We start from the raw sequence: 25,422 nt of genomic DNA, 5'->3' as shown, positions 1-25,422 counted from the left end.
GATGCAGGTGTTGTCTTTAAAAACAGGTGTGTTGATTAACATAATTGCCAACATCAACGACTCTATTCGTGTTGGGATCGACATTAAGAACGACAAAACGCATTTGTGGGCAGAACAGCTCTGCACTTTTCTTGCTGCATTCAGTTTGTAGCCATCGATGCTCACCCTGTTCGGTTACAACCGTGTTCACGTTTCCGTATTCGCTGCACACAAAACCTTTTTCAGTTGCTCTTTGCCTTGCTGCCTCCAGGCTCAGACCAATAACATTCAGCTCATCGACCTCTTTGGCATGTGTGCTGTCGGAAACACGGGTTAATGTGCAGCTCGACAGCGTAGAGGTAGAAAGTAGTAACAATATGATACGTAAGAAGATGTTATCGTCTTTCAGGAACATGGACTGATGCCTTAAACTGATCGTTATGGTGATGATTTCACGACGCACTGCGCCGGGTCAAATACGGTCTTCCAGTCCTGTTTCATATCAACCACGGTCCAGCCATGCGATTTCGCCTGCGTTAATCCATCAACAAGTTTTCCGCTTGCGGGTGGGTGACTATCATAGGCGTATTCACGTGCGGCATCGGTATGATGGACCAGCAGTCCGAAGGTTTTCGCGTCCGGATTGGCGGCCGTGTACTGCAGCATGGCGAGATCGCCATCGCTATTGCCAAATGCGCCCACGGGGCGCTGCCCCATAAACAGGTGGATCGCCACGGGCTTGTTCGCCGCGTCATCATTGAAGGCTCCCGACATCGTCTTGGTGATTGTTGTCCCATCTCCGGATAACGCGAACTCGCCGAGCGCGAACGATCCGATCACCTGTTCTGGCGGAATACCATACATTTTTTGCGAGAGCACGCGCATGAAATCTATCCCGCCGCCGGAAACAATCCAGGTTTTAAAGCCATTCTCTCGTAGATAATCCAGCAACTGACGCATAGGTTGATATCCCATCTGGTCATACTGGCAGCCAAAACGTGGGTCTTTATGCGTTGAAACCCAGTTGGCAACCCGCTGAGTAAAGTCCTCCGTTGTCATGCCACTGTGCGTGAGCGATAGCAGGTGCATAAGCCCTTTTTCTCCTGAACCGACGACGCTTTTGAGGTCGTCTTTCAATACGGCCTGCACCAGCGGATCGTTCGACCAATTGGGATTTTCTGGGGCAAGACGTTTAATCTCGTCCAGCGCGAACTGGATCTGAAACGTCATCGGCGCTTCCGGCCACAGTGTCCCGTCATTATCAAATACGACGTAGCGTTTATCAGTGGGAATAAACGTTGGACGATCGGGGTTGGTGGCATTTTGTACCCATTCTTCAATAGCGTGTTTGGCTGCCGTGTCATTCCATGCGGAGAGGGGCTCAGCCGCGGCGGTGCTGCAAAGGCCGCATAAAGCCAGTGTAATTAACGTATGCTTCATTGTGAGTTCCTGTTATCTGGGGTTTGTCCCGGTAACGAAATCGGCTGCCAGAATCGGCACCAGCGGTGAGATAAATAACGCGTGCTACGCAGCAATGTGCGGCGGAAAATAAACATAAGAACGAGTAAAGCGAGGCCGCCCGTCAGCAGCAGCACGGTCGACCAGGTGAAGGTGTCGCGGCTGCCTTTTAACACAGATTCTGCCCCAGCGGTGCGTGAAGCGGCAACGGTATATTTACTGCCGGGCAGTTCAGCGATTTGCCATTGCTGATGGGTTGTATCCCACCAACGTAATTTAATCGGCGGTAGTGTGATTTCTCCTGCAACAACCGGTAAATAGCGGAGTATTTCCACGCGTTCAGCGCCTGTAATGTCACCGCGCCCCGACGTCAGCATACGGTTTTCTGGTGTCAATCGTTGGGTGTGCGTGCCGTTTATAGCATACAGCAGCTGTGGGATCTGAGCGGGCATCACATCGGTAGCATTGGCTGTGACGACGCGTTCGATTACGTCACCGGCGCGCAGCGTTTTATCTTCACCACTGCGGTAAATATTGACCTTCTGGCTGAGCGAAAAGCTGGACGCGGGCAGAAAACGGTCCGGTTGTTGGACACCTGTCGGCCAGCTAACCGCCGTTTCCAGTGCAGGCAGTTTGACCGTAACGGGTGCTTGCCCGGATGCGGTTAATGTCATTTCGAAAGCCGGTAAATCCAGCTTACCCTGATCCCATGCAGTGATTTGGCGTTCCATGCGCACGCCGCTCCAGCTTGTACCGCCATCGTGACGGGTCAGCAACTGATTCGGTGACGTGCTGGTTAGAATATCGCCATTTTCTACTGGGAAATCGGGCCACTGCGGCGGCGGGTTAAACCAGGAATCTGTCCAGAACGTTACCGCTACCCGCACCGGCTGGCCAGGGACAACGTGTTCTGGGGCGATCAATTCGCGGGAGACCGTCATTGCCGCCTGGCAGGGAAGTACCGCCAGCAGTAATAACCAGATAAGCTTCATTGGTCTTCTCCTGGCTGGGTTCGGTAGAGGCTTTCTAACAGCCCAGAAGGTGAAACCGCCAGATTTTCATACCACTGATTCACCTGTGGATTCCCTCCGGCAATGGGCTGAATATCCTTTTGTTCTACCCCCTGGTGGGGCTTCAGGTCGTGCTTAATTTCATCGGGTTTATAATCTTCTTCTTCTCCCTGAGCCGATTTATTTTCGCGCTCCTTTTGTCGCAGTTGCATGATGATTGCGGCGATTTTTGCGCGGTTACCCTGCGCCAGATTCCAGTCCGGGCGCAGGCTTAACGCCCGATCGTAGCTGTTCAACGCCTGTTGCCACTGCTTTTGCTGGGCGTAGCTATTGCCTGTCCAGAGCAGCGCTTCCGGGGTTTGTTCAGCCTGTCGGAACGCGGCGGTAGCTGCGGGATAATTTCCCGCCCGATACCATGCGATACCTTGCCGGAGTGGATCGTTAAAATGCTGGGCAGCGCGTGTGTAATCCCCCTTGGAGAACGCACGCTGCCCCTGCACATCGGGGCTTATCCAGGCATCCAGCCAGGCGGCGTGGCCGGAAGGCTGCCAGAACAGCAGCGGCGCGACCAAAACCCAGCAAAAGAGCTGGCGTCGCCAGATTAACAGCAGGGCAAGTATTGGGATCGTTAGCATCCAGCCATCGTTCCGCCAGTGTAAATCGCTGCGGGCATTGTTTTGCGCGGTGACACTTTGCTGGATGTGGCTCTGTACCACGGGCAGGTCTTCATCATCGGTGGTTACCAGCGTGACCGGAATTCCGTCGTCGCGCATCTGCTCGAAGCGCGAAACGTTCAACCGTGTATCCGTACCGCTGGCGGCATATTTCTCGGGCAGCGCGCCCCCTTGCGCGGTTCCGGGCACCCAGATTTGTAACGGCGTCTTTTGTTCGCCAAGCCATCTGGTGTCTTCCGCGCTTAAGGTATCGGCCACCAGGATAATGCTGCGCGGCGCGGTGGGCATATTGTGGATTGCCAGCGAGACCGCATGTTGTAATCCAGAACCTTCGCCAGACGGTAATAGTGCAGGCGTTTGCGCATGCAGGAACAGCGAGTAAAAGGCCGTATCGACGGTAAGTGGGGTGGTGAGCCAGGCCCCGGCGTTATAGACCACCAGGCCAAAGCGTGTTCCCGGCATGCGTTCCATCAGCGACATGATTTTGGTCTGCATCCGCTGATGTCGGCTGGGAGGCAGGTCGCTGGCAAGCATCGCGGTATCCTGCTGCAAAATCACCATCACGTTGCTTTCTGGCGTCAGGGCGGCGGGAAGCTGACGCTGCCAGCTTGGGCCTGCGAGCGCGATAACACCAAGCATCACCAGCCACGGCAGCGCCCGACTAAGTTTACGTTGTCGCCCGACGATCAGCGCGTTTGCCAGCGACTTATCCATAATGCGTGACCAGGCGCTACGCCCGGCAGAGGGTAACCACCACAGCGCGATGGCAGGAATCAACAGCAGCAAACACCAGGGGTATAAAAAGTGAAAATCACTCATGCCATTCTCTCCCTGAGCGCGCGATAAATATTAAAAGCCAGCAATAAAACCAGTGCGGCAGCGAGAGGCCAGGCAAACAACGGTATTCGCCATGACCAGCCAATACTCTTCACCTGCACCGGCGTGATGGCGTCAATTTCTTGCCAGACCGCATCCAGCGACGCACCGCTGTTCTGCGCCGTCCATGCGCGCCCGCCGGTGGTATGGGCGATATCCTGCAAAAGACCTAAATCCACCTTGTCATCGCCGCTGCTGTTGACGTCGCCAAAAGCGATGGTGTGGACCTGTACGTGATGGCTGGCCGCCAGCTGTGCGGCAAGGCGAGGTGTCAACTGCGAAGCTGTGTCGTTACCGTCGGTCAGAAGAATGGCCAATTTGCTGGCTTCATTATCGCCGCTGGAATCTAACAGTTTCACCGTCACGCCCAACGCGTCGCCAATCGCCGTCTGTTGCCCCGCCATGCCTGGCGCAAGCTGATTGATACGGGTTTCCAGCGCCTGTTTATCCTCACTGACGGGCGCAAATGGCCAGGCGCTGTTAGCAAAGATCACCAGACCGATACGATCTGATTTGCGGGCGGCCACGAATTTTTTAACCGATTCCTGCACCGCCTGTAGCCGGGTAATGCCCCCCGCAACATCGTTTTTTTCCATTGATCCAGAAACGTCCAGAATCAGCATGATGTTGCGCATTGGTTTTTCAATATGTTGTGGCGGAGTCAGCAATTCCGGGCGGGCAAGCGCGCAGACCAGCAGCGCCCAGACCAGCCAGAACAGCCCGGTCGATAACTTTCCGCTGTGGGCCGGCTGGCTATTGAGCTGGAGTTCATTGATCAGCCCGGGCAAAAAAGGGACCCGAACATACTCTTTAAGAGAGCGCTCTTTGGCCATCACAAAGCGGCCTACCAACGGTAGGATAAGTAGCAGCCAGGCCCATGGCCAGGCGAACGCCAGGCGTGAGAAGTATTCAGACATGGGGTAGTCCTTCAAGCCAGGTGCGAAGCTGAACACGCAGCCGCGCGGTATCGGCATCACTCAACTGGTTGTCTGGCTGACAGTATCGTTCGCAAAGACGCTGACGCAGCGCATTATCCAGTGGGACGGACGGGAGCCATTGGGCAGGGTCCAGCGCACCGCTAACCTGTTCACGCGGCTGATGCACCAGCAAAATACGTTTCATCAGCAGCAGCCAGCTGTCCACCGTTTGCGGTTGAGTGAGGGCCGTCAGGGCCTGACGACGCCACAGATTGCGGCGCCATCTGGCGACGCGAAAGATGAGAAAAACCAGTATCACGAGAAGCACGACGCCGCCCAGAGCAAACCATCCCGGCGGCAGGGGAAACCATGACGGTGAATCGGGGAGAACCGGTTCCGCCAGTTCGGGTACCGTAAATCCTTTCTCCAGCATCTAAACCCCTTTTTGTAGCTGTCTGAGCAGATCCCCGGCGACAACAATCTGCTTCACCTGGACGCCAAGCCGCGTGAGGCGCGACGCCTGTGCCGAAAGCCGCGCTGTAATACTCTGTTTGATGCCGTCCTGTAGTTCAGGCGAGAGTGAAAATGCCGCCTCTTGCCCTTCATAACGGGCCGCCAGTCGCCCGTGAGCAGGCAGGCGCAAATGCAGATCGTCGAGCATCACGAACGCGCTTACTTCTCCCCGACGGCGCAGGGCCGCCAGCAGTGCATCGCATTCACTATCCATATCGTGAAAGTCGCTGATTAACGCGACCCAGCAGCCGGTTGGAATCAACGGCAGGCTGTGGCGCAGGATGGCTGCCAGCGTGAGCGGATGGGGGGCTTCATGCGGATAGTTGTCCGCCACGGCGTGGTTGTACTGCACTAAATCGTCGAGAAATGCAGGGAGTGAAGCGTTTGGCGCACGGCATTTGCGCAGGGAAAAGTCCTGGTCACCAAAGACGATACCGCCTAAACGATCGCCGTCGTGCCAGCTGCGCCAGGCCAGCAGCCCGGCGGTTTTAGCCGCAGCGACGGATTTAGTCTGCACGCGCGTCGAAAAAAACATATCCCGCCGCTGGTCGACCAACAAGAACACGGGACGTTCTTTCTCTTCGTTATACAGGCGAATCCACGGCGTGCGCATGCGCGCGGTGGCCTGCCAGTCAATCAGCCGGACGTCGTCGCCGGGCTGATAGCGGCGTAGGCTGTCAAAGTTCAGCCCGCGACCTTGCTGTCGTGATGTGCGCTCTCCGCCAAGTGCACCTGGTGGGATCTGCCCTGGCGGATTGGCAATGGCTCGCGCATCGCCAGCGAGCTTCAGCAGCGTATCGCGGTCAACGCGAACGGCACTGTTCATCACGCTACCACGGCATCAAGGAGCATCCGTACGGCATCATCCGGCGTGCAGTTGTCGGCGCTGGCCTGGTAGCTGAGCATCAGGCGGTGGCGCAACACGGCCGGGGCTATCTTTTTAATGTCTTCTGGCAGCACCGCATCCCGACCTTCCAGCCAGGCCTGCGCGCGACCGCAACGCTCAAGGGCCAGGGTGCCGCGGGGACTAATGCCAAAGGTCAGGTACCCGGCCAGCGTATCGTTCACCGACTGCGGATGGCGGCTTAAGTCCACCAGATTGACGATATAGTTTTCGACAGTAGAGGAAACATGAACGGCGGAAATAGCCTGCCAACATTCGGCAATTTCTTGTTGGCTCAGCATCAGCGCATCGGGTTGTTCAGGTGCGGCCGGTGTGGCGTTCGTCAATTGTTGGTACTTTTGCTGCTGTTCTCTGCGCACCAGTTGCATCACTTTCTGTTCGTTTTCTTTAGACGGGTAATGCACCAGCACCTTCATCAAAAAACGGTCCAGTTGGGCTTCCGGCAGCGGCCAGGTTCCTTCCTGATCCACCGGGTTTTGTGTGGCAAGGACCATAAAAACACCGGGCAGAGGCCAACTGTTGCCCGCCACCGTTACGTGACGTTCTTCCATGGCTTCCAGCAGAGCGGACTGCACGCGCGCCGAGGCGCGGTTAATTTCATCGGCGAGAATGATATTGCCGAACACCGGGCCAGGGCGGAAGCGGAACTGATCCTCTTCGCGGGAAGCGTTTTGCTGATAGATTTCGCTGCCGGTGATGTCTGAAGGCAGAAGGTCCGGCGTGAACTGAATACGGCGGTAATCCCCCTCAACGTGGCGCGCAAGCTCACGCACAGCGCGAGTTTTCGCCAGACCCGGTAGGCCTTCCAGCAGAACGTGTCCATCACAAAGCAGGGCGATGATCAGCATGCGCACCAGCTCTTCCTGACCGAGAACCTGCTCATTCATGCGTTGTTCAAGCTGTAATAATTTTTCTCGATTTATCATCGGCGTAGCCCTGCAAAATCACGTTTAAGTAAGGTTGTGATGCCCACCAGAATCGGCTCGGCATAGTTAAAAAAGGCTTTAATGCCCGGGCAAAGGTAGTTCAACCCCAGCTCGCCGTCCGGTGTGCGGACAATGCGGTTTTTCGGGCATTCGCCCCAGCACAGCTTCAGATAAGGGCAGGTTTTGCAGTAGTTGGGTAGCGTGTCGCGTTTGCCCATGCCGAAGGCTTTTTGCCGTTCGGAAAAAGCCAGGTGTGAAAGCTGGGCATGTTCAATATTGCCGATCTGGTACTCGGGATAGACGTAGTGATCGCAGGAAAAAATATCGCCGTTTTTCTCGATCGCCAGCCCTTTACCGCAGAACTCTGAATGGGTACAGATTTGAGCAGGCATTCCTATAGTCTGCGCGACCGCCGTTTCGAACAGATTGACCTGTACGCGGCCCAGATCGTTATTAACCCACTCTTCAAACACGGCGATCAGAAATGTGCCCCAGTCCTCCGGGTCAACTGACCAGTCGGTGACGATCGAATCGAGATCGCCAGGGCGCGCGCGGCGGCTACCGGTCAGCGGGATGCTTTCGTCCTGCCAGAACTGTGGTGCGGTTTGCTTGAAATCGACCGGTTCGACGCACGGGTTAAACTGTACGTAGGTTGCGCCCAGTTCACGGGTGACGAAGCGGTATACTTCCAACGGAAAGCGGGCATTGGTGCGGTTTACCGTGACCAGGGCGTTAAATGGGACGCCGTGACGCTTGAGGGCCTCAACGCCCGCCATCACTTTGTCGAATGTCGGTTTGCCGCTACGGGTAACGCGATAGCGGTCATGCAGTTCTCGTGGGCCATCAATGGACAGCCCCACCAGAAATTGATGTTCTTTAAGAAATTCAGCCCATTTGTCGTTCAACAACACGCCATTAGTTTGTAAATCGTTCTCGACGCGCTGGCCGGGCTTCTGGTACAGCTTCTGAAATTTGACTACTTTCTGGAAGAATTCCAACCCCATCAATGTGGGTTCGCCACCTTGCCAGGAAAAGACCACCTGGTCGCCGTCCTGGCCATCAATGTATTGACGAATGAAATTCTCTAGCACCTCATCGCTCATGCCAGTATGTCTGTCCTGATGCAGCAGCTCTTCTTTGTGCAGGTAAAAACAGTAGGAACAGTCAAGGTTACAGGTCGAGCCGGTGGGCTTGGCCATCACATGAAAGCGGCGCTTGTATTCTGGCCCTTTGCCGTCATATTTTTCCGCCGACGGAAGCGCTTTAACCGGTAGTGTGGTGCTGTACTTCATATAGCAGACCTCTAACAAGAAAACGTCACTACTCTTCAAAAAACGGGCAGGCTGTCTGAACAGCCTGCCCGGAGGCTTAGGTTATTTATTGATATTAGAGCCTTGTTCCAGCATCGCCGAAGCGTCGGAAATGGTGAACGAACCCGGTTTCTGACGCGGTGGGAACTCTTTGAAGGTTTCCAGCATCTCTTTCGCGTATTTCTGCGCGCCGCCCATAAGGAACAGACGGTCGTAGAACCAGGAGTTGTAGCCCATACCGTCGCTGCCTTTCTCCAGCGGATCGACTTCAAGGTCAAAGATCAGTGGCGTACGCAGCTTGGTGAACGGGTATTTCCATAGATCAAGACCGGTATGCTCCTGAATCATAAAGTGAACTTTCCAACGCTCGTAGCGCATAGCCAGCAGATCGCCGTCATCGCTCCAGTAGAAGAACTCTTTACGTTGATTCGGGCCCTTGCCCTGAAGGTAGTCGAGCTGGTTGTAGCCATCCAGGTGCACCTTGTAGGTAATGGACGGCGTTTTGTAGCCTTTTAACAGCTCGTTTTTAATGTTCGGATCGCCTGCAGCCGCAACCAGGGTAGGGAACCAGTCGTTACTGCCGAAAATGCCGTCAACGATGGTGCCAGGCTTAACGTGGCCCGGCCAACGAATCATCGCAGGTACGCGGAAACCACCTTCCCAACCGGTGTTCTTCTCGCCGCGGAAAGGCGTTTCGCCTGCATCCGGCCAGGTTCTGTCATCGGGCCGTTATCGGTGGTATAGACGAGGATCGTATTGTCTTCGATGCCGAGATCTTTAATCTTCTGCAGCACTTCACCAATCATCTTGTCATGTTCCACCATGCCGTCGGCGTAGGTTCCAAGGCCCGTAGCACCAATGCTCCCGTCTTTCAGGTGCGTTTTGTTATGCATACGGGTGGTATTGAACCAGGTGAAGAATGGCTTACCGGCTTTAACCTGACGTTCCATGAAGTCGTTGTTGGCCGCGAGCGTTTCTTCGTCCACGGTTTTCATACGCTGGACGGTAAGCGGACCGGTATCTTCAATCTTGCCATCGGCGGTGCTCTTAATGACGCCACGTGGGCCAAACTCTTTGCGGAAGGCCGGATCTTTCGGGTAGTCCGGGTTCTCCGGTTCTTCTTCGGCGTTCAGGTGGTAAAGGTTACCCATGAACTCATCGAATCCGTGCGCGGTTGGCAGGAATTCATCGCGATCACCGAGGTGGTTTTTACCAAACTGGCCAGTAGCGTAGCCCAGTTGCTTCAGGATGTTCGCAATGGTCGGATCTTCTTTTTGCAGACCCTGCGGCGCACCCGGCATCCCCACCTTACTCATCCCGGTACGGAACGGCATTTGTCCGGTAATGAATGAAGAACGGCCAGCGGTCGAGCTTTGCTCAGCGTAGTAGGAGGTGAACTTGGCACCTTCGGCAGCGATGCTGTCGATATTTGGGGTTTTATATCCCATGGTGCCCTGATTGTAGGTACTCAGGTTCCAGTAGCCGATGTCATCACCAAATATAACGACAATATTTGGTTTAGATGAGTCTTGCTTTGGCGCATTTTCCGGTGCGGTAGATGTCGCCGGTGCAGCATGAACAGTGGACACAGCGCCAGCTGCTAACGTTAGCACACTGGCAATCATCGTCCTTCTAAAAGGGACACTTTTATGCATGGTGGGGAACTCCGTTCATTAGGAAAGCCTTTTGAGTATAGACACGAAAAAAATCCTCCAAATTTTTTCTAATGGAGGTTTATTACTTTCACAAGATAACTATTCGAGAATTTCTGCAAAAATATGAATAATGCAGGGCATATCTTTCGCATCGTGATTAATTTAATGCAGCTTAATTAAGGCGGAGGGGTTATTCCATCTGGAAGTTATTTAATAATAAATTATGGAAGAAGTTATCATTATTGGATTTCAACATAATGCTGAATCGATGCAACACACACTGACAGTTAATTTTATGCACCAGGACGCTATGCAAGCCACGCGGATACATAGCTGCCAAATGCTCTATTCAGGTCAAAGAGGCGCTATTTCTTTACGAATGGATACGCTGACTGACCCCGTAGGGAAACGTTATTTACCTTTTTATCAGAGGGGATAATCGATCGTTTATATTTAGTGATGAGGAAAAGAGCCTTTGAAAGGCAATGTCATCTTTCACATGAAATGAAGATCTATTTATCACTAACATTGCGTAAGTGAAAGGCTGGTCTATGCTAAAAAAAGCAATCAAATTTGCGTTGGCTTTTTGAATAATAACGATAATTCTCGTGTTTTCGGTGGCGAATATGAACAGGATTGTGATCGCTTTTTTAATGTGCTTTCTTTCCTCTTTGGTTGTTAACACATATGCGGCGGAACCTCGTCAGGAGCCCACCGAAAAGGAACGCGCGCGAACGGTTTATATTTTTCATCAACCGATTGTCATGCTCCAGGCGAAATTCGGCCTTACCACGCCAGAAGAGAGGGTGCTGCGCATCCGCAATACGCTACGAAATTTCACTGAAGCCGATGTTCGCGAACCGCTACAGGTTGTGTCGGTCACGCGTTATAACCAGCCGGGAAGGCTTATCGTGATGAACGGTAAACCGGTGATGTTGCTGACACAAGGCGATCTCGACGAAGGAGACGATCTTACGCTCGACCAGGCGGCGCAGCGCGTACTGGCGCGCATGGAGGCGCAGCGGTCTGCATTGAGCGATCAGTATAACAGCGGCTGGCTGGCGCTGTCGGCGGTGAAAACGGTGGCTGGTCTGGTGGGACTGGTACTGTTTTGGTTCGGTGCATACCGTTCCTGGCGTTGGGTCAGACGCGTTTATCGTCGTCGCATTTTTGAGAACAAAAGCTGGATCCCCCAGAGTTGGCGGCGTTTTATCGGCGCTATCGAGACACGCCTGTACGCACTGTTGATGATCCTGCTGGGTATCGTTGCACTTTACGTTTGGCTGAGTTGGGTCTTTAGCCTGTTTCCCTGGACGCGCGTCTGGGGAGAGTCCCTTGGTGACTGGTCTGTACGCGTAGTGCGTGATATTGCATTGTCGATTGTCTCAGCGTTACCTGGCTTGATGATCGTCCTGATCATTTTTCTCATCACGGCCTTCATCCTGAAGTTGCTTAAAGTGGTTCTCAACCAGGTGGAGGCAGGGCGTTTGCAGTTGCCTGGAATTCACCCTGAAACCGTGGGCGCAACCCGGAAGTTGATCTCTGTGGTGGTGTGGCTCTTTGCGCTATCTGCAGCCTATCCCTTTTTGCCCGGTGCCAATTCACTGGCGTTTAAAGGTATCAGCGTTTTCTTTGGCCTGATGCTCACGCTGGGGTCGGCCGGGGTGATGAACCACGCAATGAGTGGACTGGTTTTGATCTATTCGCGCGCGCTGCGCAAAGGCGACATGATTCGGGTAGCGGACAACGAGGGATTGGTAAGCGAAATTGGTATGCTCGCGACCAAAATTATCACTCGTGAAAATTACGTGGTCACCGTGCCAAATGCGGTAGTGGTTAGTGGAAAAATTACTAACCTTAGCGCGCAAAGCACTAACGGCGGCGTCAACCTGACGGTCGGCGTTACCATTGGCTACGACACGCCCTGGCGCCAGGTCCACGCAATGCTGGAGTTGGCAGCCAAGCGGGCCAAAGGAATCGATCTTTCACAGCCGCCGTTGGTGCGTCAGCTGAGTCTGATGGACTGGTATATTTCCTATGAATTGCAGGTGCGCCTGCTGCCGGATGTATCACTGGCTGATGCCCGTAATGAACTGCACAGCAATATTCAGGACGTCTTCAACGAATTTAACGTGCAGATTATGTCTCCGAATTTTGTGCTACAACCAGAAAACAGCGTGATGGTGGCCAAAGAGAATTGGTATACCGCACCCGCAACACCGCCAGAAGGCGGGAAATAATGCGTTGGCTTTTTCTGCTAATTCCTCTGCTGTGCTGGCGCGCTATGGCGACAGGGCTTATCGATCCTGAAGACGGCATGGTGGACATGAGCCGTTATTTACAAGAAAACCCGTACGGTTTTCTACCGATTCCGCTGGTTATTACCGAACCGGCCATTGGTTATGGCGGTGGCCTGTTCGGTCTGTTTCTGCATGGCAAGGGACGACAGGTTGATGGGCAGTTTATTCCCCCGGCCATGAGCGCGTTTGGCGGTGGCGGAACGCAAAACGGTACCTGGTTTGTAGGTGGAGGGCATCGCCACACCTGGCAGGATGACCACATTCGCTATCTGGTTGCAGGAGGCTATGCCGATGTCAATCTGGATATATATTCTGGTGACGTATTGGGCTTTGGCAATAACCGGGCCGTGGAAACCGAAACTCGCGGTTATGGCGGTATGCAAAAGCTTCTCTTTCGCGCAGGGGATTCTCCCGTTTTTTTGGGAGCATCACAGTTCTGGGCAAAGATGGATATCTCTGCCCGCAATAATCCGCTCGTCAACCAGGTATGGCGGCAGCTATTGGGTGAAAGCAGCATCACCTCTGCATTGGGGCTGGTAGCGGAATACGACACAACTGATAACTTCTTTTGGCCCGGACGCGGGCTTTCTCTTAGCGGCGAGTATCAATTCTACGGCCACTATCTTGGGGGCGACTATCGCTATGACCTGCTGACGCTCGAAGGCAAGTTTTTCCTGCCACTGAACGCCGACTGGACGCTTTCACTTGCAGGGGACTATCAAACGCTGTCGCAGCAGGATAAACATCTGCCACCAATGGCGCGCCCTTATATCGAACTTCGTGGTATCTCTCGCTATCGCTATCAGGGGGATGACGTGAGTACCGTTCAGACGCAGTTAGCCTGGCAAATGTCGTCGCGTTGGATTGTTTTGGGTTTTGTCGGTGCTGGAAGTGCGGCAGACAGTACATCAGAGCTTTACCGTAGCGCAGAAGTGGCCTGGGGCAGCGGTATTCGATATTTGATTGCGCGCGAATACGGACTGCGTACCGGTGTAGATGTCGCTTTTAGCGATAACGAACAAGCAGTTTATTTTAATGTTGGCTCTGGCCTGTAGGGATGAGCGGAATGAATGAGGACAAATAATGAAATGGTTCCACGCGGTTGTTCCGTTGCTGTGGGTTTCCGGCGTGGCCAGCGCAGCTGAAACTGATGCCAGCACGTTTCCGATTTGGGGCGAGGAGGCCAGGGCGCGGGGATATGCCATTCCGCTACCGTTTGGCATCAACCTGAGCTATATGAACATGCGGCAAAATATTGATGTCGATAGCATCAGTTTTTCCGGACTGGCGCTTGGCAATCACCCGATTCCTGTCGATATGTTCAATATTGATGCCGGCCATACGCGTGAACAGAGCAAAACTGAAAACCTACGTCTGGACATGTGGGTCTTTCCGTTTTTGAACATTTACGGGCTGGTAGGGCACACACGCGGATCGTCGGTCTCGAATGTTTCAGTAGATGCAGACCCTTCGCGCTACACCGGTGTTGACCGCATTATCGCATCATCTGTGCATCAGCTTTATCAGAGCGGTGAGCTACAGGATATTGATTTTGTTCTCGATTTTAAAGGCACAACCTGGGGAACCGGTATTACTTTGGCAGGAGGATACGAAAACTGGTTTGCCCTGGTGGATACCAACTATACCCGTACTGATTTTGACATTCTGGATGGCAAAATTTCAGCCCTTACCGTGTCTCCCCGTGTTGGATATCGCTTTAAATTTCAGGGGCCGGTGGGCGAATCGCATCTGAGCGTCTGGGTGGGGAGTATGTACCAGAACGTGCAGCAGGAGTTCAGGGGTAGCCTCTCCGATCTGCATATGCCCGCTGAGCTTCAGCCACTGATCCAGGCCGTAAACCAGGATGGCAACGGGCGATTTGATGTTAAACAGAATCTGACCTCTCCGTGGAACATGCTGCTGGGGACTCAGTTTGAAATGACGCCACAATTTAACGTCCTGACGGAGTTTGGATTTAACGAACGCAATAGCTTCTTTATTGCCGGTGAATATCGCTTCTGATGAACGGTTATCGCGTCATGTTGACATCGCTATTGGCTCTGACGACCTGGTCTGCGGAGGCGTTAACATTGGATCAACCCTCAATTGACGCTTTCCTCGGGAAGCTGGGTGCGGATAACCAGTACGATCCGGCAAAAGGGGTGAACTGGAGCGTGTTGCCGGGGCCATTTTACACTCCAGAGCTGAAGCTGGGTCTTGGCATGGCGGTGGCGGGGATCTACCGGGTGGATGCGGCAGATAAAACAACTCAGAACTCTTCTGTTTCCTTGACGGGTTATGTCAGCGCCAGCGGGGCGTTGGGAATGGGGATCAGCAGTTATACCTTTTTTACCGACGACCGTTGGCGATTGTTTGTGGACGGCTCAGTGAACAAAGTGCCAACGGGTTTTTGGGGCATTGGCTACGACGCAGCCCAGGGTAATGAACAGGATTACACCAACAACTCCGTGAGTTTGCATCCTGTATTGATGCGAGAAATCGCTGAACGCGTTTATCTCGGCGCGGGTTGGGATTTTTCTTCTATGCAGGCGGACGTTGACGATCCGCATCAGGGGGACGTGTTCAGCCTAAATAATGCGCAGACATCGCCGTTATCGTCTGGACCCAGTGTAAGTCTGAGTTACGACACGCGTGACGTTGTCACGCGGCCACAGCATGGACACTATTTTAAGCTGGAGTACACCTGGTTTGATCCGTCTTTTGGTTCAGATACTCATTTTACGGCAGCACAGGTTCAGTACGATCGTTACCTTTTACTTGATGACAGGACTGTGCTGGCGTTCGATTTATGGGGACGTTTCACTCGCGGAGACGTGCCGTGGGATCGTTTATCAATGGCCGGAGACGACCGCCGTCTGCGGGGGTATTACCAGGGGCGTTATCGGGATAAGGATGTGGTAAGTGGGCAGGTGGAATATCGAAAAAAACTCAACTGGCGACATGGTTACGTGTTGTGGTTGGGCGCAGGAGCTTTAGGCAGAAACATTGACGATATGGGACATCATCCGATCTTACCTAATGCGGGTGTCGGTTATCGCTTTGAAGTGAAGCCCGCCATGAATATCCGCCTGGATTTAGGTTTTGGGAGAGAGAGTGCAGGATTCTATTTTCAAATTGCGGAGGCATTCTGAATGGCTAAAGGATTTCTGTTTTTACTGCTGGTAGCCGGATTTGCCTGCGCGGAAGTTCCTGGCCTCACTCTTAAACAAGCGCATAAGGCATATCCCGTTGTCGGCCATTTAGCACCGCCGGAGTCACTACGCCCATGCTGCGCGTTTGGCTATGATCTTCATGTCAGGGCGATAGGTGTGCCGATCCCTGTCTACCAGATTGGCAATGTATTAACGTTAGATTCACTGGGGCGTCATCACTATAACGATAGTGCGTTGGGGGCCGTGAAAAATATCGTTGGACTGAGTGAGGAAAAAAACGGACTGCTTTATACCCACCGTGGGGGTTTTATCGACATAGCGCACGTTCGCGATACGGCGGATAACACCTTTTACCTCTTTTCTCGTATTTATCCAAAACTTGGTCAACAGTGGCGTTTTTTTTTACAGCGAAGAATTGGGCGTCAGACGGATACAGCTACACGGTTTCACACCTCCTGCAGCAATGGCGCAGCGTTACACATTGGCCGCCTGGTTGGCGGGGAATCTGGCCTTTGAACTGGCTCAATGGCACGAAATTGCACAGTGGTATGGATTCGAGTCTGTTCCCGGTTTTTCTGAGCAGATTTCTGCATTTTCCCCGGAAGATCTCTATTCAAATCTACTGGGTGCTCGTATCGCCATCAATGTGATTTTACAGGGCAGGGTGGAATCCATTGCGGCCTACAACGCGGCGGTGGATCGCGAACTGCAGCGGGTTTTACTGCAACTTGGCGTCGCAACCCGGACTGAAACTGAGCGTAAGTTTCGCGAATTGGACGGTGACTGGTGGAACAGTAAACGTAGGGTTCCAGATAAATTTCTGGTGTTAAAGCGTAACTATAATCTTGAGCATAACCGGTTACCAACCCCAGTTTCGTACGAGAACGCCACGCCACTGCAACTGACTTTTCCCGCCGTGATCGAAGGATATCGGCTTGCGCGCCTGGGCGAGTTACAAATTTACCCGGGCACTTCCATGCAATCGCTTCCGCGACCGAAAACTTATTACGCACCAGATAGTTTTCAGTCCCTGGCTGACACAGCGAGTGAAGCAGACAAAATCCAGCTCGAACGTATGCACAAGTCGCGCTTTTAATCCGGTGCTTTTGCCTGACAATTTAAATGCTGCGAGCTACGCTTTTACAGACGCTAACTACTTCAATAATGAAGAAATTCTGCAGGTGGCCTATGAAAAAATTGACCTTGATTTATCTTAGTCTTTTTTGCTCGCCGTTAGCACAAGCTAGCGCACTCTATTTTTATGAAATAGGCACCGAAGATACGGCTTTGGCAGGGGCGGGGCAGGCAGCGCGTGCGCAGGATGCCTCCACCATCGTGACTAACCCCGCAGGAATGACGCGACTTCCGGATCATATGTTCACCGGTGGATTACAGGCAATGGATGGTGATGTGTCCTACACCCTTGAAGACGAGACGGGGCGTAAAAGCCCCGGTGACATCATGCGCTTCTTTCCAAATGCCAGCGCATTCTATGCCCAGAAGGTGAATGACGATCTTTATGCTGGTATTGGGCTATACGGAAATTACGGTCTGGGGATCGATTTTGGCAATTGGTCCGGCGACCGGCTGATTAAGAAAAGCACCATGGTTGCGATGACGCTCAGTCCATCGCTGGCTTATAAGCTTAGTGACAGGGTTTCCGTTGGGGGCTCTGTTAACGTCAATTACGGTTTTCTGTCACTCACTCGAAATGTTGATGGCAACGATGAAAAAGAAAAGGATCATGACTGGGCGATGAGCTATCGTCTGGGATTATTGATGGAACTGACCGATCAAACCCGGGCCGGTATCTCCTGGACCAGCAAAACTGAGTACGATTTTGATATTGACGGCAAAGCGCGTTTCCCGAACTTACCGAACGTGGAATACGATTTGCCTATTTCTGCGCAGGTACGTGCTCCACAGCAGATTATGTTAAGTCTGGTTCATGACATTAATAAACAGTGGTCAGTGATGGGCGATCTTGGCTGGCAGGACTGGAGTCAGTTCGGCGCGCCGCAAATAACGGTGGTCGGGCAAGAAGTTGATAAGTCCAGTCGTCTTAAGGATTCGTGGCATACAGCTTTAGGTGTGCAATTTCGACCTACGGAACAATGGCGTTTGAATGCGGGCGTAGCTTTTGATAGTACAGTCTATAATTCGCAAAGCGATGTGGCGCTGACGTTGCCGACCGGTGATGAATGGCGATTTGCTACCGGAGCGCAATATCAAATTACACCACAAAGCAATATCGGTGCTGCTGTGTCGTATCTGCATATGCAGTCGTCCCACGTACAGTCACCATCAATTTATCAGGGGAGTTACGATAATCCGTATCTGTGGTTTGCCAGTGTGAACTACAGTTATCAGTTTTAATGTTCAGTGAAGTGAGAGTCGCGGTGGAATTGTAGAAGACATAAAACAGCTATTTGCAGAACCAGCTGTAGTCGAGAGCCATCATCCAGAACTGTTAGCGCTGTTGAGGCAACTGCGCTTGAAAGGGTTTTGAGGCGTCATTATTGAGCAGCACAAGGATGACTATAAAACATCAGATTCAGCCTCTATCTACGTTGGTGCGCATAATGTATTGAACATGTTAAATGGCTGCATGAAGTGCAGACATTTAGCCTTCAGCGATGAACTTTCAGACAGTTAATATCGTCTCTGATGCAGCAACATCACTGAAACTCAGATTTTACAGATTGCCCTGATGTTTATTTGTTAAGTATATAGTGCAGCTATTTATAGCATTATCATCATTTTACAGCAATGCAGTTAATGAAGGGATTCCTGATTTCCCACTGAAGCCTGAGCCAGTTCAGGTAGGATACATAAATCTGTGTATCACCCTCCGTCATGTAACTGTTTCGCTGAATCTTTCTGGTCAGGGGATAGAATGCCACCGTACCATAGGGTGTTTCTGAGATAATGATTTTAGTATTCCCGTTATATGCAATTTCATAAACAATATTGTTTTTCTTAAGTTCATCCTCCGTATCCATAACTATTTCATTTCGTATTTTATTCACTTCGTGATAATGCTGGCTCAGTATCTTCATTGCTGAGCGTCGTAATGCTGCTTCCTTTGCATTCTCCATTGTACTGATGAAAGAAACTGTGTCCGGGGAATAGAAACGACGATGTGAAAAATCTTTATCCAACTCATATTCTCCGGGGTTATTTTTCCAGCGGGCATAGCCATTAAGTTTTGGAAGGTCATCGCAGAAATGCTGGAAGTTATGCCATCTTTCGCAAACCGTCACTCCCTTATATCCTTTAAAATATTGTTTCCCTTTAACTGTCATGTAGCACCTTGCCAACATATTATGCCAGAGAATGAACGCTCTTGTTCTCTGATGGCTTCGGGTGTTTTCAATTGTGGAATGCTTTCCATTTCCAATATATCCCACATCATAATAACGGGGCTTCATCAACAGTGTTATTCGTTCATCTTCTGAGGACGGGAACGCGTCATCTGAGACTGCACCTGATTTAATATGCGTACCGTAGGCCTCTTTGATTATGCCGCTGTCTTTAAATTGCACAACATAATATCCGCGTCTTGATTTATCTTCGGAGCGACCAAGAACAGAGCATTCACCATTATGCTTCGTGGTAAATACAGCACCGGGAAATAACGTGTTATGGTTGTAGTTCTGGTGGTATCTCTTGTTTCGAAAAAGCGTCATTTAATATTTCCTGAGTAAAGAATTGGAGGGAGAAAAAGAATCGGGTCGGGTCCTGTTTTTCCCCTTTAACTTCTGTCAGGCCAGCACTCCGGGTGGAGGTCAGGAATTAAATTTAAGAATCCATTCAAAAAAATAAAATTTAAAATAATACAGACAATGCAATGTGACAGGTATCGTGTCGTTCTGTCAGCAGTAATCTGAGGTTGTCACAAAGCAGGCTCAGCACCCTGCCTTATCATGCACTGGTGCGCTCAGAATGCGCTACAGGCACTGTAAATACGGGTCAGGGCAGGGTGTGCAGAGTCTGTCTGATGGCAGGATTCCGGCATATGCACCACTGTTCATTTATACAGTTAAATGAAATTAGTGCAGATTGTGACCGGAGGTTGCACTGGCGTGATTGTGGGCTGTTTCAGGGCTGAAGTATGGCTTTGCACCGACTGCATTCCCCTGATGGCCTGTAGCGCGTTATATGCTTCTGGTTATGCTGATGTGCTGTGCCGGAATCACCCGATAGGGTGGTAAAATAAAAATAAATATAATCAATTTACAGATTCAAATATCCATGCTACCATCGCCAAATGCCAAATCGCCAACCGGGGTTAAACCCTTATTATGATATATTTATTCTTAATCGGTTTTCTGTACTTACTCTGAACCTCTCAATATTATCCCAATATTAAGCCCTCCGCAGGAGAGCCATACGGCTTGAGTTAACAAAGAATCAGAATAAAAAAATAAGAATCTCCACCAAAATGAAGACCCTTACATGTCAGCATCAGAGAAATATCAGCAATCTACTTTATCAAAGTCTATCCTGAAATCATCTTTCATGGCATCGGCATTATTCATTTGCTTTCCATTTCTTAATAACTGAAGCTCTTTGAGTATTTCCTTCTGAATGTCCGCCTGAGTAAACAGAACTGTTTTTAGCTCATAGGATGTAATGCTTTTGATTATCCATGCAGCACAGACAACGGTGATAATGATTTTTGCCGTATCAAAGCTGATGAAAGCATACCCCTGAAGTATCGAATACCATGACGGGTTGTCAGTTCCAATAAAATAGAGCCAAATCAGTATGGTTATTGTAAGATTGATAGCGAGCGTTAATTTTGAAAGATGTTTTGTCAAAAATGAACTGTTCATTTTTTTGTATTCCTTTTTAGTTTTGTTTTCCAGTGTTGCATCCGGCGCGATATGCCTGAGTAACTTCAATATGCTCGGCTCGTTCCATTCCTCGTAAGTTTTCCGTCTGTTTATTAAATTTCTTTATTTTCTTCTCACAGGCGGAATTGCGATGCTGTATTGCGTCCCTGGCTCCGGTTATACATGCGCCATAAATAACATCCGGGTTGGCAATTCTGGAAAAATTTGCGTAAGAATCACATGTAGCAGTCACTCTCATCTGCATCTGTGATTGCGTAATCGCCAGTGACTGATTTGCAAATAACAAACCGGCCATTGATATCAATAAGGGAAGGGTGGTTGAATTTTTCATTCAGCACCTCCCTGTAAAATACAATCAATTCCCATTGCATCAGTACCCCAAAGCTTGATATCCGGTTCACCACCTGATGCACCCTGAGTGCTCATATCCAGAGCAAGGATATAGAAACTGTTTTCATCAACATCAAACTCGTAGTTAACAAGTGGAGCGCCACTGGTCTGATACACCGATTGCTGAATATCCTGAATACGTTTTTGTGAGATGAGCTTGCCGTGATGCAGTAACTTTATGACGCCAGCGTCTTTCATGTAGCTCATGAATCCACTACTGGCACTACCGGTAACGCGTCGCTCAATGCTCCAGCCATCATGACAAACAATATTGTCTGCCATTGCAGTAACCGGAATGGTCATACTGGCGGCAAAGGTAAGGATTGGTATCAATCGTTTCATTCGAATCAGGTCCTAAGAAAATTATCAGGACGCCCGGTAATCTCAGTGAAGGCCGCAAGACATTTCAATCGTTATGCGCAACAGAGAGTACGGGCAACACAGCCAGAACAAGGATGACCATAAAACATCAGATTCAGCCTTTATCTACGTTAGTGCGCATAATGTATTGAACATGTTAAATGACTGCACGAAGTGCGGGCATTTAGCCTTCATCGCGGGAACTATCAGATGATTATAAATCATTAGTTATACGTGTGTTTTATAGCATCTTCATGAGATTACGGCAATGCAGTCTATGAAAGGGTTCCTGCTTTCCCACTGACACCTGAGCCAGTGAAGGTAACAAACGTAAACTGAAGCATCACCTTCAGTCATGTAACCATTTCGCTGGATTTTATACGTCAGTGGGTAGAATGCTACCGTTCCATAAGGTGTCTCAGCAATAATCACCCGCATATTACCGTTAAGAACAACGCTATATTCTATTTTGTTTTCCTTTATTACATCTTCAGCCTCCTGTAATAATTCATCTCGCATTTTATTTATTTCATGATATCTGTCACCGGGAATCCTCATTGCAGACGCCCTTAATCTGGCCTCATGCGCATTATCAGACGTGCTGATAAACGAAACTGTATCGGGAGAGTAAATTCGTCGATGGGAATAGTCCTTATCCAGTTCATATTCTCCGGGGTTATTTTTCCACAGGGCATAACCATGAAGAGCAGGGAGGTCATTGCAGAAGTTCTGGAAATTATGCCATCTTTCACAAACAGTCACACCTTTATAGCCTTTAAAATATTGTTTTCCTTTGTTCGTCATATAACATCTTGCCAGCATGTTATGCCAGAGAATAAACCTCCTTGTTCTCTGGTGACTTCTGGTGTTCTCAATGGTGGAATGTTTTCCATTTCCAATATATCCCACATTATAGTAACGAGGTTTCATAAGTAATGTTGTGCGTTCTTCTTCTGAAGATGGAAAAACATCATCTGAGACTGCACCCGATTTAATATGCGAACCATAAACCTCCTTAACTATGCCACTATCCTTAAATTCCACAACATAATATCCACGCCTTGATTTATCTTCAGAACGACCAAGAATGGAGCATTCACCATTATGCTTTGTGGTAAATACAGCGCCGGGAAACAAAGTGTTATGGCTGTAGTTCTGGTGATATTTCTTATTTCGAAAGTAAGTCATTTGACATTTCCTGAGTGACGAAGGGAAGGGAGAAAAAAGAATCGGGTCGGGTCCTGCTTTTTCCTTTACCTTCTGTCAGGCCAGCACTCCGGGTGGAGGTCAGGAATTAAATTAAAGAATCCATTCAAAAAATAAAAATTAAAAATAATACAGACAATGCAATGTGACAGGTATCGTAGCACTCTACCAGTGCCGCTCTGCGACTGTCACTGAGTGGGCGTGGCATTCATGCCTTATCATGCACCAGTGCGCTCAGAATGCGCTACAGGCACTGTAAATACGGGTCAGGGCAGGGTGTGCTGAGCCTGTCTGATGGCAGGATTCCGGCATATACGGCGCTGTTCATTTATACAGTTAAATGAAATTGGTATAAATTGTGACCAGAGGTTGCGTGGGGGCGATTATGGGCTGTTTTAGGGCTAAAGCATGGTTTTGTACTGGCTGTAGCCCTTTAATGGCTCGTGATGCGTTATATGAATCAGATTATGCTGATGTGCTGCGCCGGAATTACCCGATAGGGTGGAGAGATAAAAAAATAAATATAATATATTTACGTAATTCAATATCCATGCTACCATCGCCAAATCGCCAACCGGGGTTAATCTCTTATTCTGATATCTTCATTCTTAATCGGTTTTCTGTACTTACTCTGAATCTCTCAATATTATTCCAATATTAAGCCCTCCGCAGGAGAGCCATACGGCTTGAGTTAACAAAGAGTAAATATAAAAGAATAAAGAGCCTCCACGGAAGTGAAGGCCAATAAGGTGCACGTTACAGGTCGAAGTTCAGAGTAACATTGCGCAGTACGTTATATACATCATCGCTCATTGAATTTATCTTAACCCCCTTGGTTGCCTGCAACGCTGCGGAGCAAAGTCCTGCATCACCAGATTCATCCTCTGCTGACAGCACTTCGCCTTTTTGAGACAGCCAGACCTTTACCGAACATTTCTTTCCGGAAAAGTCGGTTGTATGATTCATTCTTTGCATTACAGCATTGCGCAGAGAAGCTACCGACTGCTGCACCTGATGATTCATCACCATTTGTTTTTCTCTGTCTTTCCTATTTTGTTGGATTATTGCTGCATTCCTTTTCTCTTTTACCGCTCTCTCGGTCGCGTTCTTTTTCTCCCTTACTGCATCATTTTGCTCAGGTGAGCTAAGTTTGGGATGTGTTGAACCGATTTTATATGACTGTAGATAAACATCTCTGGCAATATCATTAAGACCAGCCATTAGTTTTTTATCGACAGGTTTTTGACCATTGCCATTCATGACCCCGGCAAGACAAACCATTTCAAATTCACTTTTAATTTGCTTCCATTCCGATAATGATATTTTTACATTTGGAGGAAGTTGGGATGTTGAATATTCTGCTGCATCTGAAGATATTGCATTACAGGTTTCATAAGGCGAAAAACCTGTCACAGGTGGTGCATTATTTTGTTCTGGCGCCTTCGGATAATCAAACCCGGAAAAACCGTTAAGCATGGCGTAATAGAGCAGGTGAGCAGTGGTATCTCTGAATGCTTTTTGTTCATCACTTTGGCCGGGTAGATTAGCATTTGACCATTGCCTTGATTCTGTTTCTGACTGGTCAGATGCAGCCCCAAATCCCATATCACCCATAGATTTTCCTTTGTTGCAGAATGATGTCATGGCGTCGGTAATTTTTTTCGACTCAGCCTGATATTGACTGAATGCGGTAATTGATGTCATGCCATAATCACTAACGGGGTGACTTTCACAATCCTTGTTGATACCTAATGAATCAGCTTTCGCCCAACATGCAGGTGTAAGTAGCATTAAGCTCGTTGTTGCTGCAATAAAAACAAGAAATCGTTTCATTTGAATTTGGTCCATCAGATAAACTATCAGGGAGTCCGATAATCCCAGTGAAGGCCGCAAGACATTTCAATCGTTATGCGCAGCAGAGAGCACATACAACACAGCAGACCAAGGATGACCATAAAGCGCTGGATTTTGTCTGATTCAACATTGGTGCGCATAATGTATATTATGTTAAATGCAATTTGATACGTACTCAGTTAAGTCCCCATGTGGCCCACGTTTGGCCATTGACCTCCTCTGCTCATTACAATCATGAAAGCCTGAGAAACAGAGTTCGTTCCTGCAGTTGAGATGCTTTGAATCCGTGGTGAAGATAAAAACGTTTAGCTTCGTCTGTGAGCGCATGCACCATAACGGCACGCACGCCAATATTTTCTGCCACTTTGTAACACCGCAGTACCGCATCGTGAAGCAGATCGGCCCCTAACCCTTTTCCACGAACAGAAAGATCTACGGCCAATCTGGCAAGGATAATTACGGGGATTGGATCTGGCATGTTACGCCGAAGATTGCCTGTTACTTCTGTGCGGTTGACGCTACCAGTGGCCAGTGAATAAAAGCCAGCGACTTTTCGCGTGTCTGTTTTGCAGACAACAAACGTTCTGGCTGCGCCGAGAGCCTGATTTTTTAGCCCTTTTTGCTTTAACCAATCATCGAGAACAATTTCTCCGCTGACAAATTCCGCCAATTGATGAATGTGAGTTAGTGGCTCAGGTGCGGTTACAAATCCCACTGTGGTTTCCTTGCCAGTAGCTTCCTGATAGCGGGATCTTCGGCAACCGGAGCATCAAGCATCTCGATAAACTCAGCGTATTGTTCATCATTAAAATTAAACACTCGGCGATCGAGAATAACGTTCTCTGCCGCCTGACAGGCCATTTCCAGAATAAAGTCTGTACGCGATTTATGTAGAATCTCTGCGGCCGCATCAATAAGCGCGCGTTGGGATTCTTTAGCTCTAAGGTTGAGCTGGACATCTGATTTCATTATTAAGCCTCTTGTATAGCAATTGCTTTACAAGCATACCATAAGGCTTATGTATAGCAACTGCTATACAGTCTCGTACAACTCAATAC

Annotated in this window: 24 protein-coding genes and 1 pseudogene; 7 read left to right on the top strand and 18 right to left on the bottom strand. The window is 49.9% G+C overall.

The annotated features are described in order from the left end of the window. Positions 1-16 precede the first annotated feature (16 nt). The 10 genes and pseudogenes from GHC22_RS12225 to GHC22_RS12180 all read right to left on the bottom strand — a co-directional run bounded on the left by GHC22_RS12225 (position 17) and on the right by GHC22_RS12180 (position 10,222). Entirely contained in the window at positions 17-394 is a 378-nt protein-coding gene (locus tag GHC22_RS12225) for a hypothetical protein (protein WP_153753089.1), read from the bottom strand. Between the two features lie 23 nt (positions 395-417). After that, positions 418-1,419: an HAD family phosphatase gene (locus tag GHC22_RS12220; protein ID WP_153753087.1), complete on the bottom strand. Its 1,002-nt coding sequence runs from the start codon at positions 1,417-1,419 to the stop codon at positions 418-420. Beyond that, the gene (locus GHC22_RS12215) at positions 1,416-2,429 is read right to left on the bottom strand and encodes a BatD family protein (protein ID WP_153753085.1); all 1,014 of its coding nucleotides are present in this window, start codon (positions 2,427-2,429) and stop codon (positions 1,416-1,418) included. Before GHC22_RS12215 ends, GHC22_RS12220 begins: the two co-directional genes overlap by 4 nt. Then, positions 2,426-3,940 (bottom strand): tetratricopeptide repeat protein, encoded by a 1,515-nt coding sequence (locus tag GHC22_RS12210; protein WP_153753083.1) that lies wholly within the window; start codon positions 3,938-3,940, stop codon positions 2,426-2,428. The genes GHC22_RS12215 and GHC22_RS12210 overlap by 4 nt, the downstream gene beginning before the upstream one ends. Continuing rightward, a complete protein-coding gene (locus tag GHC22_RS12205) occupies positions 3,937-4,914 on the bottom strand; it encodes a VWA domain-containing protein (RefSeq protein WP_071446458.1) in 978 nt (325 codons plus the stop codon). The genes GHC22_RS12210 and GHC22_RS12205 overlap by 4 nt, the downstream gene beginning before the upstream one ends. After that, positions 4,907-5,347 carry a DUF4381 domain-containing protein gene (locus tag GHC22_RS12200; protein ID WP_079934027.1) on the bottom strand — a complete coding sequence of 147 codons (441 nt, stop codon included), beginning with the start codon at positions 5,345-5,347 and terminating at the stop codon, positions 4,907-4,909. The genes GHC22_RS12205 and GHC22_RS12200 overlap by 8 nt, the downstream gene beginning before the upstream one ends. Next, the gene (locus GHC22_RS12195) at positions 5,348-6,253 is read right to left on the bottom strand and encodes a DUF58 domain-containing protein (protein ID WP_153753081.1); all 906 of its coding nucleotides are present in this window, start codon (positions 6,251-6,253) and stop codon (positions 5,348-5,350) included. Beyond that, positions 6,253-7,257, bottom strand: coding sequence for a MoxR family ATPase (locus tag GHC22_RS12190; RefSeq protein WP_153753079.1), 1,005 nt, complete (start codon positions 7,255-7,257; stop codon positions 6,253-6,255). Before GHC22_RS12190 ends, GHC22_RS12195 begins: the two co-directional genes overlap by 1 nt. Next, on the bottom strand, positions 7,254-8,549 hold the full coding sequence (locus GHC22_RS12185) for an anaerobic sulfatase maturase (protein ID WP_153753077.1): 1,296 nt from the start codon (positions 8,547-8,549) through the stop codon (positions 7,254-7,256). The genes GHC22_RS12190 and GHC22_RS12185 overlap by 4 nt, the downstream gene beginning before the upstream one ends. Positions 8,550-8,630: 81 nt before the next feature. Then, positions 8,631-10,222, bottom strand: a pseudogene (locus GHC22_RS12180) (arylsulfatase). A gap of 626 nt (positions 10,223-10,848) precedes the next feature. Between GHC22_RS12180 and GHC22_RS12175 the strand changes: the two are divergent. From GHC22_RS12175 to GHC22_RS12150, 7 genes are all read left to right on the top strand, one after another. Then, positions 10,849-12,462, top strand: a complete 1,614-nt coding sequence (locus tag GHC22_RS12175) for a mechanosensitive ion channel family protein (protein ID WP_032943434.1) — start codon at positions 10,849-10,851, stop codon at positions 12,460-12,462. Beyond that, positions 12,462-13,577 carry a BamA/TamA family outer membrane protein gene (locus GHC22_RS12170; RefSeq protein ID WP_286573694.1) on the top strand — a complete coding sequence of 372 codons (1,116 nt, stop codon included), beginning with the start codon at positions 12,462-12,464 and terminating at the stop codon, positions 13,575-13,577. Before GHC22_RS12175 ends, GHC22_RS12170 begins: the two co-directional genes overlap by 1 nt. A gap of 28 nt (positions 13,578-13,605) precedes the next feature. Then, the gene (locus GHC22_RS12165) at positions 13,606-14,544 is read left to right on the top strand and encodes a hypothetical protein (RefSeq protein WP_008784763.1); all 939 of its coding nucleotides are present in this window, start codon (positions 13,606-13,608) and stop codon (positions 14,542-14,544) included. 17 nt (positions 14,545-14,561) lie between these two features. Further along, positions 14,562-15,674, top strand: a complete 1,113-nt coding sequence (locus GHC22_RS12160) for a BamA/TamA family outer membrane protein (RefSeq protein WP_225280800.1) — start codon at positions 14,562-14,564, stop codon at positions 15,672-15,674. Continuing rightward, positions 15,675-16,211, top strand: a complete 537-nt coding sequence (locus tag GHC22_RS24815; protein ID WP_255448274.1) for a DUF4056 domain-containing protein — start codon at positions 15,675-15,677, stop codon at positions 16,209-16,211. Continuing rightward, positions 16,159-16,791, top strand: a complete 633-nt coding sequence (locus tag GHC22_RS24810; protein WP_370458773.1) for a DUF4056 domain-containing protein — start codon at positions 16,159-16,161, stop codon at positions 16,789-16,791. Before GHC22_RS24815 ends, GHC22_RS24810 begins: the two co-directional genes overlap by 53 nt. A gap of 92 nt (positions 16,792-16,883) precedes the next feature. Then, a complete protein-coding gene (locus tag GHC22_RS12150; RefSeq protein ID WP_079934034.1) occupies positions 16,884-18,071 on the top strand; it encodes an OmpP1/FadL family transporter in 1,188 nt (395 codons plus the stop codon). 380 nt (positions 18,072-18,451) lie between these two features. On the opposite strand, the gene GHC22_RS12145 is transcribed toward GHC22_RS12150, so the two are convergent. From GHC22_RS12145 to GHC22_RS12110, 8 genes are all read right to left on the bottom strand, one after another. After that, the gene (locus tag GHC22_RS12145; RefSeq protein WP_047359281.1) at positions 18,452-19,384 is read right to left on the bottom strand and encodes a hypothetical protein; all 933 of its coding nucleotides are present in this window, start codon (positions 19,382-19,384) and stop codon (positions 18,452-18,454) included. Positions 19,385-20,173: 789 nt separating this feature from the next. Next, positions 20,174-20,533, bottom strand: a complete 360-nt coding sequence (locus tag GHC22_RS12140; RefSeq protein WP_045269654.1) for a hypothetical protein — start codon at positions 20,531-20,533, stop codon at positions 20,174-20,176. A 16-nt stretch (positions 20,534-20,549) separates the two neighbouring features. Continuing rightward, a complete protein-coding gene (locus GHC22_RS12135) occupies positions 20,550-20,885 on the bottom strand; it encodes a hypothetical protein (protein ID WP_194841944.1) in 336 nt (111 codons plus the stop codon). Continuing rightward, positions 20,882-21,286: a hypothetical protein gene (locus GHC22_RS12130; protein WP_153753073.1), complete on the bottom strand. Its 405-nt coding sequence runs from the start codon at positions 21,284-21,286 to the stop codon at positions 20,882-20,884. The genes GHC22_RS12135 and GHC22_RS12130 overlap by 4 nt, the downstream gene beginning before the upstream one ends. 270 nt (positions 21,287-21,556) lie before the next feature. After that, positions 21,557-22,492: a hypothetical protein gene (locus tag GHC22_RS12125; protein ID WP_047359049.1), complete on the bottom strand. Its 936-nt coding sequence runs from the start codon at positions 22,490-22,492 to the stop codon at positions 21,557-21,559. Positions 22,493-23,266: 774 nt separating this feature from the next. Further along, positions 23,267-24,343 (bottom strand): cell envelope integrity TolA C-terminal domain-containing protein, encoded by a 1,077-nt coding sequence (locus GHC22_RS12120; protein ID WP_161799729.1) that lies wholly within the window; start codon positions 24,341-24,343, stop codon positions 23,267-23,269. 253 nt (positions 24,344-24,596) lie between these two features. Then, complete coding sequence (locus GHC22_RS12115; RefSeq protein ID WP_079934035.1) at positions 24,597-25,079, bottom strand: GNAT family N-acetyltransferase; 483 nt, start codon at positions 25,077-25,079, stop codon at positions 24,597-24,599. Further along, positions 25,067-25,333, bottom strand: coding sequence for a DUF1778 domain-containing protein (locus tag GHC22_RS12110; RefSeq protein ID WP_008784769.1), 267 nt, complete (start codon positions 25,331-25,333; stop codon positions 25,067-25,069). The genes GHC22_RS12115 and GHC22_RS12110 overlap by 13 nt, the downstream gene beginning before the upstream one ends. Positions 25,334-25,422 lie beyond the last annotated feature (89 nt).

The sequence above is a fragment of the Citrobacter sp. H12-3-2 genome, from assembly GCF_009649895.1.
Lineage (GTDB): Bacteria > Pseudomonadota > Gammaproteobacteria > Enterobacterales > Enterobacteriaceae > Citrobacter > Citrobacter portucalensis.
The sequence above is the reverse complement of the archived record's forward strand: the minus strand, read 5'-3'. Positions and strand labels throughout refer to the sequence as shown.

What these genes read in the sequence shown, in the direction of transcription:
- GHC22_RS12225 (WP_153753089.1), bottom strand. Translation starts at nt 394, where the DNA reads ATGTTCCTGAAAGACGATAACATCTTCTTACGTATCATATTGTTACTA.
- GHC22_RS12220 (WP_153753087.1), bottom strand. Translation starts at nt 1,419, where the DNA reads ATGAAGCATACGTTAATTACACTGGCTTTATGCGGCCTTTGCAGCACC.
- GHC22_RS12215 (WP_153753085.1), bottom strand. Translation starts at nt 2,429, where the DNA reads ATGAAGCTTATCTGGTTATTACTGCTGGCGGTACTTCCCTGCCAGGCG.
- GHC22_RS12210 (WP_153753083.1), bottom strand. Translation starts at nt 3,940, where the DNA reads ATGAGTGATTTTCACTTTTTATACCCCTGGTGTTTGCTGCTGTTGATT.
- GHC22_RS12205 (WP_071446458.1), bottom strand. Translation starts at nt 4,914, where the DNA reads ATGTCTGAATACTTCTCACGCCTGGCGTTCGCCTGGCCATGGGCCTGG.
- GHC22_RS12200 (WP_079934027.1), bottom strand. Translation starts at nt 5,347, where the DNA reads ATGCTGGAGAAAGGATTTACGGTACCCGAACTGGCGGAACCGGTTCTC.
- GHC22_RS12195 (WP_153753081.1), bottom strand. Translation starts at nt 6,253, where the DNA reads ATGAACAGTGCCGTTCGCGTTGACCGCGATACGCTGCTGAAGCTCGCT.
- GHC22_RS12190 (WP_153753079.1), bottom strand. Translation starts at nt 7,257, where the DNA reads ATGATAAATCGAGAAAAATTATTACAGCTTGAACAACGCATGAATGAG.
- GHC22_RS12185 (WP_153753077.1), bottom strand. Translation starts at nt 8,549, where the DNA reads ATGAAGTACAGCACCACACTACCGGTTAAAGCGCTTCCGTCGGCGGAA.
- GHC22_RS12175 (WP_032943434.1), top strand. Translation starts at nt 10,849, where the DNA reads ATGAACAGGATTGTGATCGCTTTTTTAATGTGCTTTCTTTCCTCTTTG.
- GHC22_RS12170 (WP_286573694.1), top strand. Translation starts at nt 12,462, where the DNA reads ATGCGTTGGCTTTTTCTGCTAATTCCTCTGCTGTGCTGGCGCGCTATG.
- GHC22_RS12165 (WP_008784763.1), top strand. Translation starts at nt 13,606, where the DNA reads ATGAAATGGTTCCACGCGGTTGTTCCGTTGCTGTGGGTTTCCGGCGTG.
- GHC22_RS12160 (WP_225280800.1), top strand. Translation starts at nt 14,562, where the DNA reads ATGTTGACATCGCTATTGGCTCTGACGACCTGGTCTGCGGAGGCGTTA.
- GHC22_RS24815 (WP_255448274.1), top strand. Translation starts at nt 15,675, where the DNA reads ATGGCTAAAGGATTTCTGTTTTTACTGCTGGTAGCCGGATTTGCCTGC.
- GHC22_RS24810 (WP_370458773.1), top strand. Translation starts at nt 16,159, where the DNA reads ATGGCGCAGCGTTACACATTGGCCGCCTGGTTGGCGGGGAATCTGGCC.
- GHC22_RS12150 (WP_079934034.1), top strand. Translation starts at nt 16,884, where the DNA reads ATGAAAAAATTGACCTTGATTTATCTTAGTCTTTTTTGCTCGCCGTTA.
- GHC22_RS12145 (WP_047359281.1), bottom strand. Translation starts at nt 19,384, where the DNA reads ATGACGCTTTTTCGAAACAAGAGATACCACCAGAACTACAACCATAAC.
- GHC22_RS12140 (WP_045269654.1), bottom strand. Translation starts at nt 20,533, where the DNA reads ATGAACAGTTCATTTTTGACAAAACATCTTTCAAAATTAACGCTCGCT.
- GHC22_RS12135 (WP_194841944.1), bottom strand. Translation starts at nt 20,885, where the DNA reads ATGAAAAATTCAACCACCCTTCCCTTATTGATATCAATGGCCGGTTTG.
- GHC22_RS12130 (WP_153753073.1), bottom strand. Translation starts at nt 21,286, where the DNA reads ATGAAACGATTGATACCAATCCTTACCTTTGCCGCCAGTATGACCATT.
- GHC22_RS12125 (WP_047359049.1), bottom strand. Translation starts at nt 22,492, where the DNA reads ATGACTTACTTTCGAAATAAGAAATATCACCAGAACTACAGCCATAAC.
- GHC22_RS12120 (WP_161799729.1), bottom strand. Translation starts at nt 24,343, where the DNA reads ATGAAACGATTTCTTGTTTTTATTGCAGCAACAACGAGCTTAATGCTA.
- GHC22_RS12110 (WP_008784769.1), bottom strand. Translation starts at nt 25,333, where the DNA reads ATGAAATCAGATGTCCAGCTCAACCTTAGAGCTAAAGAATCCCAACGC.